The sequence below is a fragment of the Kitasatospora sp. NPDC004669 genome, from assembly GCF_040609455.1.
Lineage (GTDB): Bacteria > Actinomycetota > Actinomycetes > Streptomycetales > Streptomycetaceae > Kitasatospora.
Genome location: NZ_JBEXKB010000045.1, coordinates 18,653 through 36,787, shown reverse-complemented (window position 1 = coordinate 36,787; position 18,135 = coordinate 18,653). Strand labels below are relative to the sequence as shown.

Annotated in this window: 18 protein-coding genes and 1 pseudogene; 10 read left to right on the top strand and 9 right to left on the bottom strand. The window is 74.5% G+C overall.

Features of this window, described 5'->3' with window-relative positions; translation table 11 throughout:
* Positions 1 to 753: pseudogene (locus ABZW30_RS30885) on the bottom strand (hypothetical protein); the annotation flags it as partial.
* 264 nt (positions 754 to 1,017) lie between these two features.
* Here ABZW30_RS30885 and ABZW30_RS30880 point away from each other — a divergent pair.
* The gene (locus ABZW30_RS30880) at positions 1,018 to 2,139 is read left to right on the top strand and encodes an N-acetylmuramoyl-L-alanine amidase (protein ID WP_355674509.1); all 1,122 of its coding nucleotides are present in this window, start codon (positions 1,018 to 1,020) and stop codon (positions 2,137 to 2,139) included.
* Between the two features lie 690 nt (positions 2,140 to 2,829).
* On the top strand, positions 2,830 to 3,354 hold the full coding sequence (locus ABZW30_RS30875; RefSeq protein ID WP_355674508.1) for a histidine phosphatase family protein: 525 nt from the start codon (positions 2,830 to 2,832) through the stop codon (positions 3,352 to 3,354).
* A gap of 181 nt (positions 3,355 to 3,535) precedes the next feature.
* Here the strand turns inward: ABZW30_RS30875 and ABZW30_RS30870 are convergent, their stop codons facing one another.
* Complete coding sequence (locus ABZW30_RS30870) at positions 3,536 to 3,946, bottom strand: sigma factor (protein WP_355674507.1); 411 nt, start codon at positions 3,944 to 3,946, stop codon at positions 3,536 to 3,538.
* A gap of 126 nt (positions 3,947 to 4,072) precedes the next feature.
* On the opposite strand from ABZW30_RS30870, the gene ABZW30_RS30865 reads away from it, so the two are divergent.
* Together ABZW30_RS30865 and ABZW30_RS30860 are read left to right on the top strand one after the other, a co-directional pair.
* A complete protein-coding gene (locus ABZW30_RS30865; RefSeq protein WP_355674506.1) occupies positions 4,073 to 4,552 on the top strand; it encodes a carboxymuconolactone decarboxylase family protein in 480 nt (159 codons plus the stop codon).
* 36 nt (positions 4,553 to 4,588) lie between these two features.
* Positions 4,589 to 4,975, top strand: coding sequence for a DoxX family protein (locus ABZW30_RS30860; protein WP_355674505.1), 387 nt, complete (start codon positions 4,589 to 4,591; stop codon positions 4,973 to 4,975).
* Between the two features lie 705 nt (positions 4,976 to 5,680).
* Here ABZW30_RS30860 and ABZW30_RS30855 read toward each other — a convergent pair.
* Positions 5,681 to 6,397, bottom strand: a complete 717-nt coding sequence (locus tag ABZW30_RS30855; protein ID WP_355674504.1) for a histone deacetylase — start codon at positions 6,395 to 6,397, stop codon at positions 5,681 to 5,683.
* A gap of 453 nt (positions 6,398 to 6,850) precedes the next feature.
* On the opposite strand from ABZW30_RS30855, the gene ABZW30_RS30850 reads away from it, so the two are divergent.
* From ABZW30_RS30850 to ABZW30_RS30835, 4 genes are all read left to right on the top strand, one after another.
* Positions 6,851 to 10,837, top strand: a complete 3,987-nt coding sequence (locus ABZW30_RS30850) for a Pls/PosA family non-ribosomal peptide synthetase (protein WP_355674503.1) — start codon at positions 6,851 to 6,853, stop codon at positions 10,835 to 10,837.
* A 101-nt stretch (positions 10,838 to 10,938) separates the two neighbouring features.
* Positions 10,939 to 11,118 (top strand): hypothetical protein, encoded by a 180-nt coding sequence (locus tag ABZW30_RS30845; RefSeq protein WP_355674502.1) that lies wholly within the window; start codon positions 10,939 to 10,941, stop codon positions 11,116 to 11,118.
* A 9-nt stretch (positions 11,119 to 11,127) separates the two neighbouring features.
* Entirely contained in the window at positions 11,128 to 11,262 is a 135-nt protein-coding gene (locus ABZW30_RS30840) for a hypothetical protein (RefSeq protein ID WP_355674501.1), read from the top strand.
* Between the two features lie 308 nt (positions 11,263 to 11,570).
* On the top strand, positions 11,571 to 12,161 hold the full coding sequence (locus tag ABZW30_RS30835; protein ID WP_355674500.1) for a hypothetical protein: 591 nt from the start codon (positions 11,571 to 11,573) through the stop codon (positions 12,159 to 12,161).
* A gap of 38 nt (positions 12,162 to 12,199) precedes the next feature.
* Here the strand turns inward: ABZW30_RS30835 and ABZW30_RS30830 are convergent, their stop codons facing one another.
* The 3 genes from ABZW30_RS30830 to ABZW30_RS30820 form a co-directional block, all read right to left on the bottom strand.
* Complete coding sequence (locus ABZW30_RS30830; RefSeq protein ID WP_355674499.1) at positions 12,200 to 12,835, bottom strand: flavin reductase family protein; 636 nt, start codon at positions 12,833 to 12,835, stop codon at positions 12,200 to 12,202.
* A gap of 104 nt (positions 12,836 to 12,939) precedes the next feature.
* Entirely contained in the window at positions 12,940 to 13,572 is a 633-nt protein-coding gene (locus ABZW30_RS30825; RefSeq protein ID WP_355674498.1) for a carbonic anhydrase, read from the bottom strand.
* Positions 13,573 to 13,628: 56 nt separating this feature from the next.
* Positions 13,629 to 14,723, bottom strand: a complete 1,095-nt coding sequence (locus ABZW30_RS30820; RefSeq protein ID WP_355674497.1) for a PP2C family protein-serine/threonine phosphatase — start codon at positions 14,721 to 14,723, stop codon at positions 13,629 to 13,631.
* 199 nt (positions 14,724 to 14,922) lie between these two features.
* On the opposite strand from ABZW30_RS30820, the gene ABZW30_RS30815 reads away from it, so the two are divergent.
* Both ABZW30_RS30815 and ABZW30_RS30810 read left to right on the top strand, forming a co-directional pair.
* Positions 14,923 to 15,303, top strand: coding sequence for a helix-turn-helix transcriptional regulator (locus ABZW30_RS30815; RefSeq protein WP_355674556.1), 381 nt, complete (start codon positions 14,923 to 14,925; stop codon positions 15,301 to 15,303).
* A 5-nt stretch (positions 15,304 to 15,308) separates the two neighbouring features.
* Positions 15,309 to 15,731 (top strand): VOC family protein, encoded by a 423-nt coding sequence (locus ABZW30_RS30810; protein WP_355674496.1) that lies wholly within the window; start codon positions 15,309 to 15,311, stop codon positions 15,729 to 15,731.
* Positions 15,732 to 15,734: 3 nt separating this feature from the next.
* Here the strand turns inward: ABZW30_RS30810 and ABZW30_RS30805 are convergent, their stop codons facing one another.
* The 3 genes from ABZW30_RS30805 to ABZW30_RS30795 all read right to left on the bottom strand — a co-directional run bounded on the left by ABZW30_RS30805 (position 15,735) and on the right by ABZW30_RS30795 (position 18,013).
* Entirely contained in the window at positions 15,735 to 15,929 is a 195-nt protein-coding gene (locus tag ABZW30_RS30805; protein ID WP_355674495.1) for a hypothetical protein, read from the bottom strand.
* Positions 15,930 to 15,946: 17 nt separating this feature from the next.
* On the bottom strand, positions 15,947 to 16,729 hold the full coding sequence (locus tag ABZW30_RS30800; protein WP_355674494.1) for a MerR family transcriptional regulator: 783 nt from the start codon (positions 16,727 to 16,729) through the stop codon (positions 15,947 to 15,949).
* Between the two features lie 69 nt (positions 16,730 to 16,798).
* On the bottom strand, positions 16,799 to 18,013 hold the full coding sequence (locus ABZW30_RS30795; RefSeq protein WP_355674493.1) for an FAD-dependent monooxygenase: 1,215 nt from the start codon (positions 18,011 to 18,013) through the stop codon (positions 16,799 to 16,801).
* Between the last annotated feature and the right edge of the window lie 122 nt (positions 18,014 to 18,135).

The window sequence follows — 18,135 nt, the reverse complement described above, 5'->3', positions numbered from 1 at the left end:
CTTGTGCTCCTCGGCCTTGCCGGGCTTGTGCTCCTCGGGCTTGCCGTGCTCCTCGGGCTTGCCGTGCTCCTCGGGCTTGCCGTGCTCGCAGGGCTTGCAGTGCTCGCCGTGCTCCTCGGACTTGCCGTGCTCGCACTTGTCCTCATGCTTGCAGTGCTCGCCGTGCTCCTCGGGCTTGCCGTGCCCCTCAAACTTGCCGTGCTCCTCGGGCTTGCCGTGCTCGCCGTGCTCGACGGGGATGCCGGGAACGTCGGGCATGCAGAAGAGTTCGCCGAGGCCGGCGAGGTGGCCGCCGTGCTCGTGCCCGGGCTCGTGGAGGCAGTTCTTGCTGCCGTTCGCTCCCATGTCCATGGGAAGCGTCGACGGCGCCTGCCCCGCCAGCCGCTCGCCCTCGGGGCCCTGCTCGCCGGTCTGGGCCGCGTCATCCGCCTGCGCGGCGCCGGGCTCCTGGCCGTCGGCCAAGGCGGCCTCGAGCTCGGGCTCGGTGTCACCGTCGGCCCGGTGGAGCGGGCGGGCGGCCTGCATCGACTGGAAGGCGCTGCTGCCGGTGAAGGTCCGGGTGCCGGCCGCAGAGGTGCCGCCCTCCTCGGCCAGGCGCATGAGGCTGTCGACCCATTCGCCCCGGGCCTCCGCCGAAGCGGAGGCTGCGCCGTGGCCGGCGACGGGCGAGGCATGGGCGGTACCGCCGGCACCCCACACGAGGGCGGCCGATGTCAACCCCGACAGGACCAGGGTGGTGATTCGAGTTCGCATGACGCTCCTGGATGATCCGCAAAACGGATCTTCTGAATACGCTCCCCTACCACCCAATCGCGGCGCGCGTGGCCGCGGATTAACCACACCGGCCCAACGCATTACCGAGCGTGGACGAACGCCGCCCGAGCGTTCCGCCCCGCGGTCCGCACCGCCGCGCCCGAGCCACGTCGCGGCTGCGCCCGGGTCCTGACGGCCCGCCGTGACGATGCGGCCACCGTCGGCGACATGCAGGGGCGGTGGTTTCCGGCGAACATCCGTTCCATGAGGATCTCAATCCCGGCAGCGGTCCTTGCGGGCTGCATCACCGTCCTGCTCTTCCAGCCCACGGCCGTCGCCGTGGACGACTCGGGTGCCGCTGCCCCGGCACCCCGTACCTCCGCCGGAGGCGGTTCGGTCACCTCGGTGGCCCTCACCTCCGGCGGAGCCGTCGCGCCCCGGTCCACCCGTTCGTTCGAACTTCTCGGCGTGGTCTGGGACGGCTCCCCGACGGCCCTCGCCGGAGGCTTCGTCCGGGTCCGCACCCGCGACGCGGCCACCGGCCGCTGGAGCGACTGGCACACCCTGGAGGCCGATGCCGTGGACGGCCCGGACGCCGTCGCGCACGGCGCCACCGCCCCGCTGTGGGCCGGACGCAGTGACGGCGTCGCGGTCGACGTGCACCCCGGTCCGGCCGGACTCCCGCGCGGACTGCGGGTCGAACTGGTCGACCCCGGCCAGGGGGCGGCGGCCTCCACCGATGCCCAGACCCTGCCCGAGCGCCCGGCCGGGCCCGAGACCGCCGCCGCTCCGCGCCCCGGCATCGTCACCCGGGCCGGATGGGGCGCGGACGAGTCCATCCGTGAAGCGGGCTTCGTGTACACCGGCGCGGTCCGGGTGGCCTTCGTCCACCACACCGCGACCGCCACCGACTACGCCTGCTCCGACGCCCCCCGGGTGATCCGGTCGATCTACCAGTACCACGTGCAGAGCAACGGCTGGCGGGACATCGGCTACAACTTCCTGGTCGACCGCTGCGGCACCATCTACGAGGGCCGCGCCGGCGGCGTCGACCAGCCCGTCTTCGGTGCCCACACCCTCGGCTTCAACACCAACTCCTCCGGTATCGCCGCCATCGGCACGTTCAGCTCGGACACCCCGCCGCAGGAGCTGCAGGACGGCCTCGCGAAGATCTCCGCGTGGAAGCTCGGCCTCACCGGCCGGTCGGCCGGCGGGACCGCCCAGCTCACCTCCGGCTCCGACGCCAGCCTCTACCCCAAGGGCACCGTCGTCGCCTTCCACGCCATCTCCGGCCACCGCGACGGCTTCGCCACCGAATGCCCCGGTGAGGCCCTCTACGCCAGGCTCCCCGCCATCCGCGGCACGGCGGTGCGTCTCCAGGGGTGAGGGGCCGCGGATCCGTCGGCGCCCCGACCCTCCCGTCCGGGGCGACGCCGCACGGCACGGTGCGTCCCGACCGGCCACCGCCGGCCGGGACGTGCCGCGCGGCGTCCTGTCCGGCCCCTGTCCCGGCCACCGGCGGGCCGCACCCGCTCCACCAGGAGGACCACCGCGTCATCGCCCAACGACCCCGCCATCGACGCCGGAGCCCGTTCACGCGCCGCCCGCAACCGCGCGAGATACTCGACCAACACGGCGATCGAGGCCGCACGCAGCACAACGGCGGCCCACGAGAGGGCCGACAGCGCCGAAGGCTCCACCGCAGGCGCGAGTATCGGCATGGCCGGAGAAGACGAGGACCTGGATCGAGAAGAAGTCGCGCAAGAGCCAAGCCGACTTCGCATGCGTATCCTGCGGCTTCACCTGCAACGCGGACACCAACGCGGCAACCAACGTCGCGGTAGGACAGGCCGTCAGGCCCGGGAAGACACCTTCCGGTACCGGAGGGGCAGCACCGCGCCAGCGGTCGAGTGCCCGTGAACCTCAACACCCCAACCGGTGTTGGAATCCCCCGGCCTTGACCGGGGGAGGATGTCAACCCTGGAGCCGATCAACACAGCGGCGCGAACGCCGCTTGCGCCCGCCCGGTGGGCATGGGGAATCGACGGGGCGGGCGTCGAGAAGAGGGAGCAGCCCGTGCCCGAGGAGCGACAGCGCCGGATCGTCCTGGTCCGCCACGCCAAGTCCGACTGGCCCGACGTGGACGACCACGACCGGCCCTTGGCCGAGCGGGGTCGCAAGGCCGCCCCGCTCGCCGGGCGTTGGCTCGCCGAGCACGGCCTCACCCCGGATCTCGCGCTGGTCTCCACCGCCGTCCGCACCCGTGAGACCTGGGCGCTCATGGCCGCCGAACTCCCGACCGCACCCGAGACCGTCTACGACGAGCGCCTCTACGACATCGGCCTCGGCGAGCAGCTCATCGCCCTTCTCGCCGAAACCCCCGACGAGGTCGTCACCCTGCTCGTGCTCGGCCACAACCCCGTCGTCCACGAGGCGGCCGACGCCCTGGCCGATGAGGCCGACGACGAGGACCAACTGGCCCGGATGCAGGGGCGCTTCCCGACGGCCGCCATCGCGGTGCTGACCTTCCAGGGCCCCTGGACGCGCGTCGGGCCCGGCGCGGCACGGCTCACCGCCTACCGCACGCCCAAGGACGCCTGACCGCCGACCCCCGTGACCGCCCGGCGCCGTTCGGCCCCTACCGGTCTCCCCGTTGGTGACGTGCACTTGATCAAGCGGGGAGTCCAGGGGAACGGGCCTTTGCCCGCCCGCCGGTGTCCGGGCCGAAGGGCGGGCGGGGCGCGGGCGGGCCCGGCGGTTGGACCGGGCGGGATCCGCATGCCTACCGCTGGCGGGGCTCCCGCACCTTCCGCAGCCCCAGGTCCGACACCTCACCCAGGTGTCCGAGCTTGTCCGGGTTGGCGACGGCGTGGATCCGCCGCACCGCGCCGTCGACGATGTCGAGCGCGACCACGTTGAGCACCCGTCCCTCGGCGTCGTAAACGACCACGCCGGGGCGGCCGTTGATCCGGGCCGGCACCAGGCTCGCGCCGAGCCGGGTGACCGAGGTGGTCAGGTACGCCTTCAGGTTGGTGATGGGGGTACCCGCCCGCTCGACGCGGGTCAGGTTGAGGAAGGTGTCCTGGACGAGGTCCTCGGCGTCACCCACCGAGCCCGTCATGCCGTAGGCGATGGAGAACAGCAGCGGCCGGTACCCGACCGCGTCCGCCGCCGCATCCGCCGGTCCCGCCATGGAATCCCTCCCCTTCGGCGCCGCCCGGACCCCGGGGTGGCGCGCGTCACATCGGCACCTGTCACAGGGCGCCCGGCTGCCCTGTCTTAAAGGACGACCAGCGGACAACGTACCGAGGAGCGCATCATGGAAGCCCGCCTGCACCCCTTCGCCAGCCCCGTCATGGGCAAGGTCTTCAAGCACCTCGTCGCCGCGAACCGGATCCTGCTGGAGTCGACCCTGCCGGTCGCCGTCCAGGAGCTGGTCAAGCTGCGCGCCAGCCAGATCAACGGCTGCGGGTACTGCGTCGACATGCACTTCAAGGACGCCGTGCACGCCGGCGAGGAGGCGACCCGGCTGAACCTGGTGGCGGTGTGGCGGGAGGCCACCGTGTTCACCGAGGCCGAGCGGGCCGCCCTGGAGCTGGCCGAGGAGGGCACCCGGCTCGCGGACGCGGCGGGCGGGGTCGGCGACGAGGTGTGGGAGAACGCCGCCAGGCACTACGACGAGGAGCAGCTCGCCGCCCTGGTGAGCCTGATCGCGTTGATCAACGCCTTCAACCGCGGCAACGTGATGGCCCGCCAGCCCGCCGGCGGCTACCGCGCCGGGCAGCGCCACGCGCTCTGATGCCCGTCCCTGGCCTGTAAGGAGAAGGAGAACGCCGTGAACCTCGCGCTGTGGATCGTCGCCGGACTGCTGGCCGCCGCCTACCTGCTCGGCGGCGCCTTGAAGATGGTCGCCCCGAAGGAGAGGATCGCCGCCGCCGGGCGGAGCGGGCGCTGGGTCGAGGACTTCAGCGCGGGAGGGGTGAAGGCGATCGGCGCCGTCGAGGTGCTGGCCGCGGTGGGGCTGGTCCTGCCCGCCGTGCTCGGCATCGCGCCGGTGTTCGTGCCGCTGGCCGCGCTCGGGCTGGTGCTGCTGATGATCGGGGCGGCGGCGGTGCGGATCCGGCGGCAGGAGTACGGGCTCGTCGCGGTGGATGTGGTCTATGTCCTGCTGGCCGCGTTCGTGGCGTGGGGGCGCTTCGGGCCGGAGTCCTTCCTCAGCTGACGGTCGACCGGCTTGCCGGGTGCGGCGCTTCGCCGTGCGAGCGCCGCGGGGGAGCGGTCGCACGGCCGGGTGCCGTCGGCCGAGGGCGACATGGCGCTCGACGCCCGGCACGGGTGGCCTTCCTCTCCGTCGGGGCGGTGATCGCCTCGCGGCACCGGTCGCGGTCGCCCCGCCCGAACGCCGGGCCGCGCGGGCAGGTCGGGTACGGGCCGATGCGCCCGCCCGCGCGCGGGGACTCGGCGTCGTCGCGGTCGCCGCGCACGGTGCGCGGCATCCGCTCGGACGGGCCGGCCCCGGCCCGGGCGAAGTCGGTGCTCGGCGAGCCGGTCGATCGGGACGGCGGCCTCGACGCGGTCGGCGGCGCGGGCCTGGCCGTCGGGTCGTCGCGGACGAAGGAGGGCTTGGCGCAGGCGGCGGCGAACCCCTTGGGCTCGGCGGGCCCGGCCTCGGTGACGGTGAACGGCCGCTTGTCGCTCCGTCTCTCCCGGACGACCTCGCGCCGGCCGGCCGGCCGGCCCGTCCCGCTCCGGGCGGGTCGGCCCGGCGTGGAGCCGCTGCGGCCGGGCGTACCGGAAGTCGGCCACCCCCGGGCCGAAGCTCTCGGCCGGCTCGTAGCCGCTGGCCCCCCACCGGGCACCGCGGCCAGGACGGGATGCCCGAGGGCCGTCGGATCGCTCCTCCCCACCGCCGTCGACGCCCGCGACCTCATCGCCCCGGACGCCCGCCGGACCCCGGGCTCCTGAACCGGCTCGGGCCCGCCCCGTCACCCGTTCGGCCTAGTGGCGCCGCCGCCATCGCCGGCGTCCGGTGCCCGGATGCGCCCGGGCGTGCGGCGAGGTAGCCGGCCGTGCGCCGGGGGCCCCGGGCGCGGGACTGCGCGAGGCCGGCGCCCGGGGTGCGCGGGTGGGCGGCCGAGGGGGCGGTCGGTTCGGCGGCGGAAAGCCCCGTGGGGGAAGTGAAGGCGAGCAGCGGGTGCCCGGCCGGCCCGCCCGCGCACAGCAGGCTCTCGTAGCGGCCCGGGCCCGGTTCGTCGCGGCCCGTCGCCGGGACCCGGGTGAGGTCGAGGTCGGCGCCGGGGGAGCGGTGCGTCTCCTGCGCGGCGACGTCGCTGAATTGGCCCACTGTGACCGGATGCGCGCGGCACGGTACTTCACCGGAAAGGGCGGGGTCGCGGAAGGCCGTCCCGCAGCCCCGGGTCGGGGACCGTCCGGCGAAGTACGGCCCGCCCGGCAGCGTCAGCGCGGCCTCGCGCCGGGGTGTGCGCCGGTCGCGGCGGCCGGGGCGGGCGCGCGCCGCGCCCTCGGGCCGGCCGCCGTACAGGTAGCAGCCGAAGCGGGCGGCGTGCAGGTTCGAACCGTGCGCCGTGTACCGGACGAGCGGGTCTTCGCCGCCGTGGTCGGAACCGCCCCTTCCGGTCCACACGGTATTCACAGGAAACGTCCCCACGGAGAACGACGGCGACAGACCCTCACACAAATGTGCGAATCAGGTGAACGGCTTGATGATCCGACCAGTACCCCCCGATTCGGTAGCCACCCCCTCACTACCGGTACCGTTCCGGACGCCATGGCGTTCATCACTCTGCCCCCTCCCGTCACACCCCCCGGTTTTCGCCGACTACCCTTCACCAGCGAAAATGCTTGAAAACCACCGAAATGACATTCGATTCGCATTGCTGCCGCCGCACGCGGCATCGATCATGAGAATTTCCTTTGACCACACCTTCGCTGCATCCAGCGGACTCCCAGTGGAGTCATGGTGAGTGGGCGCGCCCCATCAGGTGACACCATGTGACGTCTGCGTCACACCAGGTGCGCACGCCACGTGCATGACGTACGCGCCCCCAAGGAAAACGGAGCCGAGGAACCCACCCCCATGGACGTACGCCACGACACGGCCGGCCCAGGCACGCTGCACCGCCCCCATCCGGGGCAGGCGGCCAGCTGGCCGGTGGCCCAGCCCGCGCACCCGCGCAGCCTGCTCGACATCATCGCCGCGACCGCCGACGCCCACCCGCAGGCGCCCGCACTCGACACCGGCGACGCGGTCCTGGACTACCGCACCCTGGCGCAGGAGGTCGACGCCCTCGCCGGCGTACTGGCCGGCCACGGCATCGGCTGCGGCGACCGGGTGGGCGTGCGCATCCCCTCCGGCACCGCCGACCTCTACGTCTCGATCCTCGCGGTGCTGCGCTGCGGCGCCGCCTACGTGCCGGTGGACGCCGACGACCCCGACGAACGCGCCGAGATGATCTGGCAGGACGCCCAGGTCTGCGCGATCCTCGGCGCCGAGCGCCGGCTGTTCGCCGGACCCGCCGCCCGCCCCTCCGGCCGCCCGGCCTGGCCCTCGCCGGCCGACGACGCCTGGATCATCTTCACCTCCGGCACCACCGGCCGCCCCAAGGGCGTCGCCGTCACCCACCGCAGCGCCGCCGCCTTCGTCGACGCCGAGGCCCGCATCTTCCTGCCCGCCCAGCCGCTCGGCCCCGGCGACCGCGTCCTCGCGGGCCTCTCCGTCGCCTTCGACGCCTCCTGCGAGGAGATGTGGCTGGCCTGGCGCCACGGCGCCTGCCTGGTCCCGGCCCCCCGCTCCCTGGTCAAGGCCGGCACCGACCTCGGCCCCTGGCTCGTCAGCCGCCGCATCACCGCCATCTCCACCGTCCCCACCCTGCTCGCCCTGTGGCCGCAGGAGTGCCTGGACCAGGTCCGCCTGATCATCGTCGGCGGCGAGGCCTGCCCCGCCGAACTGGTCGAGCGCCTGGCCGTCCCCGGCCGCGAGTTCTGGAACACCTACGGCCCCACCGAGACCACCGTCGTCGCCACCGCCGCCCGGATGCTGCCCGGCCAGCCGGTGCGCATCGGCGCCCCGCTGGACGGCTGGGAGATCGCCGTCGTCGACCAGGCCGGCAACCCCGTGCCCTGGTACGAGACCGGCGAACTGCTGATCAGCGGCATCGGCACCGCCCGCTACCTCGACCCCGCCAAGGACGCCGAGAAGTTCAGCCCCCACCCCGCGATCGCCTCCCCGCGCGTCTACCGCAGCGGCGACCTCGTCCGCAACGACCCCGAGGGCCTGATCTTCCTCGGCCGCGCCGACGACCAGATCAAACTCGGCGGCCGCCGCATCGAACTCGGCGAGATCGACGCCGCCCTCCAGGCCCTCCCGGGCATCCGCGCCGCAGCCGCCGCCGTACGCAAGACCCCGGCCGGCGCCGACCTGCTGGTCGGCTACCTCGTCGCCCAGCCCGGCACCGACCCCGACCTCGCCACCGCCCGCCAGCAACTGCTGGAACGCCTGCCCGCCCCGCTGGTCCCGGTCCTCGCCCTGGTCGACTCACTGCCCACCCGCACCTCCGGCAAGGTCGACCGCAACGCCCTGCCCTGGCCGCTGGCCACCACCGGCAGCGCCGCCGCCGCCGAGACCCTCGACGGCACCGCCGGCTGGCTGGCCGGCCGCTGGGAGCGCCTGCTCGGCATGGCCCCGGGCAGAAACGACGACTTCTTCGCCCTCGGCGGCTCCAGCCTCACCGCCGCCCGCCTGGTCTCCGAACTGCGCACCCGCCACAACGGCGTCTCCGTCGCCGACCTCTACGCCCACCCGGTACTCGGCGACCTCGCCGGCTACCTCGACTCCCTCGCCCCGGCCCAGCCGGCGGCCGCGGCCGGGCCGGAAGCCGCCGCGACCACCGCACCCGTACGGCCGGTACGCCGCACCCCGCGCAGCGCGGGCCTGTGGCAGACCCTCATCCTGCTCGGCCTGTTCGGCCTCGCCGGCCTGCGCTGGGTCATCGTCCTGATCGCCGTCGACAACCTCCTCGGCAGCCACCTCCCCTGGGCCCCGCACAGCTCCTGGTGGCCCGTCGTCGCCGGCCTGCTCCTCTTCTACAGCGCCCCCGGCCGCACCCTGACCGCCGCCGCCGGCGCCCGCGTCATCACCGCCGGCATCCGCCCCGGCAGCCACCCCCGCGGCGGCCACGTCCACCTCAGACTCTGGGCCGCCGAACGCTTCACCGCCATGTTCGGCACCGGCGCCCTGAGCGGCACCCCCTGGGCCCCGCGCTACGCCCGCATGCTCGGCTGCCGCGTCGGCAAGAACGTCCAACTGCACGCCCTGCCCCCGGTCACCGGCCTGGCCCGGATCGGCGCCGGCGCCTCCGTCGAACCCGAGGTCGACATCGCCGGCTGGTGGCTCGACGGCGACACCCTCCACCTGGGCCACCTGGACATCGGCGAGGGCGCCAGCATCGCCCACCGCGCCACCCTGATGCCCGGCGCCCGCATCGGCGCCGGCGCCGAGATCGCCCCCGGCTCCTGCGTCACCGGCGCCGTCCCACCCGGCGAACACTGGAACGGCTCCCCGGCCCGCCCCTCCACCGAGGCCCGCACCCCGTGGCCGCCCACCCCCGCCCGCCCCTCGCGGATCTGGAACCTCGCCTACGGCGTCGGCTTCGCCCTCTTCGGCCTCGTCCCGATCATCGCCGCGCTGCCCGCGCTGCTCATCGTCTACCCGATGATCGACACCGACCACACCCTGGTCCAGGCCCTGCTCCAGCTGCTGCCGCTGACCGTCCCGCTCGCGGTGCTGACCATCTGCTGCCACGCCGCGCTGATAGCCCTGCTGATCCGCGCCCTCTCACTCCCGCTGCGCCCGGGCTTCCACCCGGCCACCGGCCGCGTCGCCTTCTGCGCCTGGGCCGTCTCCGGACTCAGCGACACCGCCCGGCGCACCCTCTTCCCCTTCTACGCCAGCCTCTTCACCCCGGTGTGGCTGCGCCTGCTCGGCGCGAAGATCGGCCGCCGGGTCGAGGCCTCGACGGTCCTGTCGCTGCCCAGCCTGATGCGGGTCGACGACGGCGCCTTCCTCGCCGACGACACCCTCGTCGCCCCTTACGAGCTGCGCGCCGGCTGGCTGCACCTGGGCCGCTCGCACGTCGGACGCCGCTCCTTCGTCGGCAACTCCGGCATCGTCGGCCCGGACCGCCACCTGCCCGACAACTCCCTGGTCGGCGTGCTCTCCGACACCCCCGCCCACGCCCCCGAGGGCTCCTCCTGGCTGGGCCGGCCCGCCTTCGCGCTGCCCCGGGTGGCCGACACCGGCGGCGAGGGCCGCACCTACGACCCGCCCAAGCGCCTGATGTGGGCGCGCGCCGGCGTCGAGGTCTGCCGGCTCCTTCCCGTCATCATCGCCGCCCTGCTGGCCGACCTGGTGCTCGCCGCCCTGCAGTCGATAAGGAACGACTACGGGCTGGGCGTGGCCTTCGGCACCGCCGGACTGGTGCTGATCGTCGCCGCCGTCGTCGCCTGCGCCATCGCCACCGCCGCCAAGTGGCTGCTGGTCGGCCGCTTCCGCGTCGCCGAGCACCCGCTGTGGTCCTCCTTCGTGTGGCGCAACGAGCTCTACGACACCTTCGTCGAGGAACTCGCCATGCCCTTCGGCGGCGGCGCCATCACCGGCACCCCGTACCTGAACCTGTGGCTGCGCAGCCTCGGCGCCAAGATCGGGCGCGGCGTGTGGTGCGAGACCCACTGGCTGCCCGAGAGCGACCTGGTCACCGTCGAGGCGGGCGCCAGCGTCAACCGCGGCACCGTGCTGCAGACCCACCTGTTCCACGACCGCGTGATGCGCCTGGGCCCCGTCCACCTGGGCGCCGGCTCCACCACCGGGCCGCACTCGATCGTGCTGCTGAACTCCGCGCTCGGCGACAACACCACGGTCGGCCCGGCCTCGCTGGTCATGCGCGGCGAGAACGTCCCCGGCGCCACCCGCTGGCTCGGCAACCCCGTCGCCGCGTGGAACGCCGATCCCACCCCGCCGGCCGGCCGCCGCGCCTCCCGGGGCCGCAGGCGTGCGGCGGCGGTGTGATCCAGGTCACTTCCGGCGGGCGATGAGTTATCGGTGCGGTCACGGTCCTACCCCGTGACCGCACCGTTTCTGCTTTGCCCGCACTTGAGGGGACGCCGGACATGACCACGGCAACTGTGAAGACCGCCGCCGCGAAGACCGCGGGCCGCACCGGCATGACGCAGCAACGCCCCGACCTGACGCGCAGTCGGGTCGAGCGCAAAGCGGTACGCCTGCGTCACGATCACCAGGTGACCGTACCGGCAGCCATCGACAGCCGGGCGAAATGCTCGAATTATTGAGGAATGCTGATGAAATCGACAACAGTTGGCAGCCCCCGCCCCTTCGGCGTCCCGGACGGGGTGAGCGACGACGAGGCGGTCGAGCTCCTCGCGGGCGTCCACCGTGACGGCCTCGACGCCCTCCACGACACCCCGGCGGGCTGAACCCCGTGCCTTCCCGACCGGTGACCGGGGGCCGGGTCCGCCGGCGACACGAGTCGGAAGGAAGGCGGATCCGGCCCCGGCACGTTCCCGTACGGGCGGGGGCATCGACCGCGGACTGCCCGTACGGCTGCGGTCGGCACCCATTGGACGACTTCAACAGCACTTGAAGTCAAGCCGGGCCCCGCCGCCGTCCCCGCCCCGCCGCCGTCCCCGCCCCGCCGGTGCCCCCGCGCGGCGGGCGGCCACCGCAGCGGGGTAGCCTCGCTCCCGGCGGGGCCGGACGGGCCGAGCGGACAGGGACGGGGCGGATGACGGAGCAGCAGCGCGGCTACTGGCGGGAGTCGGACGGCTCGGCCGTCGCCGTCAGCCAGGCGCACATCGTGTGGACCAGGGCGGCCTACCCGGCCCTGGTGGACGTGGCGCGCCGCTACCACGCGGTGGTCACCTACGCCGAGCTGGCCGAGGCGGTGCAGCAGGCCTCCGGGGTGCGCACCAGCGTCAACCAGCGGCACTGGATCGGCAAGGTGCTGGCCCTGGTGGTGCGCGAGGCGCACCGGCGCGGGGACCCGCCGCTGACGGCGCTGGTGGTGCACGCCGCCGACGGCATGGTCGGCATCGGTTACCAGGACGTGCTGGCGGTGGCCGGGCAGCCGCCGATCGCCGACGAGATGGACCGCGAGCAGCACGCGGCCGCCGCCCGCCTGGCCTGCTACCGGCACTTCGGCGCCGAGCTGCCCGCCGACGGCGGCATCCCGGCGCTCGCCCCCCGGTTGAAGACCACGGTGACCCGCAAGGCCGCCGCCGCCACCCCGCCGCGCCCGCCGGCGATCTGCCCGAACTGCTTCCTCGAGCTGCCGGCGACCCGGGTGTGCGACTCCTGCGGCGAGCAGATCCCGTAACCGGCCGGCCCCGCCGAGCCGCCGTCGCACGGGCGTCGTCAGACGGCGGCGGGCAGGCGGCCGGGCATCCGCCAGCCCTCGGCGAGGCGGGAGGGGGACAGGCGGCGGCCGTCGCCGAAGAACTCGCAGAACTTCATGATCAGCGGGTCCCAGCCGACCGGGTCCACGTAGTGGTCGGTGCCCGGCACGATCAGGCGCTCGTCCACGTGGGCGCGCACCACGGTGACCTCGAAGGCGGTGCACCGCCCGTTGCCCGCCAGCGGCACCGCCGCCTCCAGCCGGCACTCCAGCTGCACCGGGCACTCGGCCGCGCGCGGCGCCCGCACCAGCTCACCGGCCAGCTCGGTCATCCCGGCCGCGGCGAACTTGCCCCGCTCGTGGCGGTAGCCCTGCTCGCGCCTGCCCTCGGTGATGTGCGGGTTGGCGGTCAGCAGCGCGAGGGCGTCGACGGCGTCGACCTGCGCCGAGGAGGGCAGGTTGAGCACGCACTCGCCCTCGCGCCGCAGGTTGACGGCGCTCTGGGCGCTGTCGCCCAGACCCAGCACGCAGGACTGCCCCAGCCACCACGCCGAGGACATCGGCGCCAGATTGGCGCTGCCGTCCTCATTGCGCGAGCCGATCAGCACCACCGGGGTGCCGAAGTAGAGAACCTTGAGGTCGGTGACCTTGTGCACGGGAATCCGGCCGTCCTTGCGTCGAGTGATCCGCTGTCGGCCGCCGACTCTGCCCCCGCCGGCGGCCGGCCACCGGCGGGGATCGGACATCCAGTTCCCGTGCGCTAACCGATGCCGCGGACGGCGACCGTACGGGCCTGGCCGTCGCGCAGCCGGTAGGACAGGCCCACCACGGCCACCCGCCCCTCGGCCACCCGGGCGGCCAGCAGCTGGGAGCGCTCCAGCAGCAGGTCCACGGTCTGGCGGATGTGCTCGTCCACGATCGCGTCCGGGTCCTCGATGCCCGCCGCCCGCGCGGACAGCACGCTCGGGGTCACCCGCTCCACCACGTCCCGCACGAAGCCGCCCGGCAGCCGCCCCTGCTCCAGGGAGTCCAGCGCCGCCGCCACCGCGCCGCAGGAGTCGTGCCCGAGCACCACCACCAGCGGGCAGTCCAGCACGGCCACCCCGTACTCGATGCTGCCCAGCGCCTCCGCGCCGGTCACATGGCCCGCGGTGCGCACCACGAACAGGTCGCCCAGGCCCCGGTCGAAGATGATCTCGGCGGCCAGCCGGGAGTCCGAACACCCGAACAGCACCGCGAAGGGCTTCTGCACCGGGGCGAGCGCCGCCCGGCGCCCGGCGTCCTGGTTGGGGTGCTCGGGGCTGCCGGAGACGAAACGGGCGTTGCCCTCCAGCAGCACCCGCAGCGCCTCGCCGGGGTCGGACACCGGGCCGGATATCGGAGAGGAGATCATGCCTGCACCCTAGAACGCCGCTGGCAGGGGCTGCCTGCCGGGGGGCGGCCCGGGGGTCAGGGGGCGCGGCGCAGCGCCAGGACGGTGACGTCGTCGCGGCTGCGCCCGCCGCTCCACAGGCGGGCGCGGCGGTCGAGGGCCTCGGGCAGGGCGGCGGCCGGGGTGGCGGCGAGGTCGGCCAGGCCCCGGTCGGCGGGGTAGAAGGCGCCGGAGGCGTCCTGGGCTTCGGTGATGCCGTCGGTGAGCAGCACCAGCACGCCGTCCCCGGGCAGCGCGAAGCGCTCCACCGTCCGGGGCTCGCCGGTCAGGGCGGCCAGGCCCAGCGGGAGGCCGGCGGGCAGCGGCACGGCCTCGACGCGGCCGTCGTCGCGTCGCAGGTAGGGGGAGAGGTGGCCGCAGTTGACGGCCCGTACGTCGGCGCCGCGCCGCACGCACAGCACGGTGGCGGTGACGAAGCGCTCCAGCTCGCCGCTCTGCACCGCGTAGGCGTTGTGCCGCTCGACCGCCGCGTCCAGGGCCTCGGCGACGGCGGTCAGCTCCGCCTCGCGGAAGGCCGCCTCCCTGAAGGCGCTCAGCACCGCGAAGCCCGTGCCGATCGCGGGCAGGCCCTTGCCCTGCACGTCGCCGACCAGCACCCGGGTGCCGTGCGGGGTGTCGGCGACGTCGTACAGGTCGCCGCCGACCATGGCGTCCTCCTCCACCGGCCGGTACAGCCCGTACAGGTCCACCTCGGGGGTGCGGGCCGGCAGCGGGCGCAGCAGCTGGCGCTGCAGGGCGACCGCGCTCTGGCGTATCCGGAACAGCTCGCGTTCGCGCCGCACCCGCCGCGCGCACAGGGCGACCACGGCGGCCTCGGCGGCGACCACGCCCACCAGGGTGCCCAGGCGGGCCGACAGGTCCGAGGGCGGGTACAGCGCCGAGTGGACCACGACCACGGCGGTCACCCACACCGAGACGGCCACCGTCTGCGCGACGGTGCCCAGGCCCGCCAGCAGCGCCGGCAGGAACACCAGCAGCAGCACCAGGCGGGAGCGGGTGCCGCTGGCCGCCTGGACGAGCAGCACGGCGGCGGTGGCGGCCAGCACGCCCAGCACCACCGCCCGGTTGCCGGGGGCGCGCGGGGCGGCGTCCTGCTGGTCGCTGGTGTCCACCCCGTCGCCCTCTCCGCCGCCCGACCGTCCCTCCAGGGTCGGCGGAGCGGCGGGGCGGGCGCCAACGGGCTGCGCCGTGCGGGGGAGGGGACGGCTGTCGGAGGGACTCGGTACGGTGGCTGGTGTGTCCTCCCGTGCGCCCCGCGCCTCCCGTGTCCCCCTGGCCGACCTGGTGCGGCTGCGCCAGGCCCGTGACCGGATGGACCGCGAGTACGAACAGCCGCTGGACGTGCCGGCGCTGGCCCGTACCGCGCTGATGTCGCCGGGGCACTTCTCGCGCAGCTTCCGCGCCGCGTACGGGGAGACCCCGTACAACTACCTCATGACCCGCCGGATCGAGCGGGCCAAGGCGCTGCTGCGGCGCGGGGACCTGAGCGTGACCGAGGTGTGCATGGCGGTGGGCTGTACCTCGCTGGGCTCGTTCAGCACCCGCTTCACCGAGCTGGTGGGCGAGAGCCCGAGCGCCTACCGCTCCCGCGACCACGCCGACGGCGAGCCGATCCCGGCGTGCATCGCCAAGATCCGCACCCGCCCGGTGCGGCGTACGGAGGCGAAGGGCGGGTCCGCTCCCGTAGCTTGACGGGTATGAGCATCGAACTCGCCCAGTGCTTCATCGCCGTCGACGACCACGACAAGGCGCTCGCCTTCTACCGTGACGTGCTCGGCTTCGAGGTGCGCAACGACGTCGGCTTCGAGGGGATGCGCTGGGTGACGGTCGGATCCCCCGACCAGCCCGGCGTGGAGATCGTCCTGGAGCCCCCGCTGGCCGACCCGCACGCCTCCGAGGACGACCGCCGGGCCGCCGCCGAGCTGCTGGCCAAGGGCCTGCTGCGCGGGGTCATCTTCCGCACCGACGACTGCGACGCCACCTTCGAGCGGATCCGCGCCGCCGGCGCCGAGGTGCTGCAGGAGCCGATGGACCAGCCCTACGGGGTGCGCGACTGCGCGTTCCGCGACCCGGCGGGCAACATGCTGCGCTTCAACCAGCCGCGCATGAAGAAGAAGTAGCCGTCAGCTCCCGGTCGTCGGCCGTCCCAGGCGGTGGAAGACCAGCCAGGCCTGCACTCCCTGGGCCAGGGCCACGGCCGGGAGCACCGACCAGGGCAGCAGGCCGGCCAGGGCGAGCGGGGGCAGCGCGAGCGCTGCGATGGCGAGGACGGGCAGGGTGCTCAGCAGGCTGACGCGCAGCCGGACGTGGTGGGGCATCGGGATTCCTCGGGCGGTCATGAGCGGCGGTCCTGGCGGGCGTGGCGGGCGTGGTCGAGGAAGGTGCGCAGGTCGGCCCAGGCGTCGGCGGGGGCGGTGGGGTCGCCGGACATGGCGGCCGGGTCCTCGCGCCAGGCGGTGCGCACGGCGGCGGACAGGGTGGTGTCGCCGCCGCTGAAGAGGCGGGAGAGCTCGTCGAGGCGCTCCACGATGCGGCGCACCCGGGGATCGGCGGGGTCGGTGCCGGCGGTGCGCAGGTCCTCGGCGCGGCGGTAGAGCTGGGGCCATTCGACCTCCAGCAGGTAGTGGGCGGCGGGGCCGAGGGCGGCGGCGTGGTCGGCGAGGGCGTGCAGCTGGTCCTCGTCGAGGTGGCGGCGCAGGGCCTCGTCGGCGCCGGGGCCGGTGGCACCGACGGCCTGGAGCAGGCGTAGCAGGTCGGCGGTGCCGGGGGAGCGTTCGGCGGCGAGTTCGGTGTGCAGGTGGGTGAGGCGCTCGCGCAGGGTGTGCAGGGCGGCGAGGGAGGCCTCGGTGGCGGCCAGGTGCTCGCGTACCAGCCGCAGCGGGTCGACGCCGGCGTCCAGGCAGGTGGCGATGGTCTCCAGTCCCAGGCCCAGGCGGCGCAGGGCGAGGATCTGGTAGAGGCGCACCACGTCCTGCTCGGTGTAGGCGCGGTGGCCGGAGACGGTGCGCCGGGAGGGGCTGAGCAGGCCGATCTGGTCCCAGTGGTGCAGGGTGCGTACGGTCAGGCCGCTCGCCTCGGCGAGCGGGCCGACCTTCCAGGTCTGTGCGGAGGAGGTCATGGCACGAGCATCCCTCCTGACGTGGCGTGAGGTGCAAGCCCGGGTTCGGGCGGGGGCTCCGACACCGGCTCAGGCGCGGGCGGGCAGCGGGTAGTCGGGCAGGACGATGTCGCCGGCCTTGGCGAACTGGGCGGCGATGACGGTGCGCAGCGGCCAGCGGCCCATCCAGCGCATGGAGGCGGCGCGCAGGCGGATCATCAGGGCGGTGTCGGGGGCGTAGCCGTTCATGCCGCCGGGCGGCAGCTCCTGGGCGCGGGCGACGTAGGGGCGCATCTGCTCCTCGTAGCGGGCGAAGGCGGCGGTGAAGTCGCCTGCGGCGGCGGCGAGTTCACCGGCCAGCAGGTAGCCGCCGACCAGGGCCAGGCTGGTGCCCAGGCCGGTGAGCGGGCTGGGGCTGTAGCCGGCGTCGCCGAGCAGGACGACGCGGCCGCGGGCGTAGTGGTCGAGGTGGATCTGGCCGTAGGAGTCGAAGGCGAAGTCCTCGGCGGTGGCCATCTGGGCGAGCAGGCGCTCCACCTCCCAGCCGGCGCCGGCGAAGCGCTCGGCGAGCAGCCGGTGCTGGGCGGCGCCGTCGCGGCGGTCGAGGGTGAGCGGTTCGGAGCGGAAGCCCAGGGAGGCCTTGACCTCGCCGGGCAGCCGGCCCGGGCGGGCGGCGGCGACCAGGCCGCCGGGCGCGTTGTACATCAGGAACCAGCTGTCGAGGTCGCGGGCGAGCGCGGGGTCGTGGACGGTGAACCAGCAGTGGTAGCCGCCGATCGGGCGGTAGTGGTCCTCCTCGGGGCCGAAGGCCAGGCGCCGGACGACGGAGTGCAGGCCGTCGGCGCCGACGACGAGGTGGAAGCGGCGGGCGGGGGCGTTCTCGAAGTGGACGGTGACGCCGTCGGCGTCCTCGGCGAGGGCGGTGATCGTGTCGTCGTAGAGGTACTCGACGCCGTCGGTGGCCTGCCGGAGCAGGTCGGCGAGGTCGCCGCGCAGGATCTCGACCTCGGAGACGATGCCCTCGCCCTCGAACAGCTCGACGGGCATCCGGGCGATCTGCTTGCCGCGGCGGTCGACCAGGGCCATGCCCTTCTGCTCCACGCACAGCGCGCGGGCCCGCTCCATCAGGCCCATCCGCTCGATGACGGTGCGTCCGGCGCCGCGCAGGTCGACGGCCTGCCCGCCGGGACGCGGGCCGGGGGCGCGCTCGACGACGACGGGGTTGAAGCCGTGACGGCGCAGCCAGTAGGCGAGGGCGGGGCCGGCGATGCCGGCGCCGGAGACGAGGATGTCGGTGTTCTCCATGCCCGCAACCGTACGCCGTACGCATGATGCTCAACAAGCCCTGTACTGCGGTTATTTGAGGAAACTGCACTAGTGCACTAGGGTGCTCCGGAAATGCGGCGACGGTACGGCGGGGGCGGTTT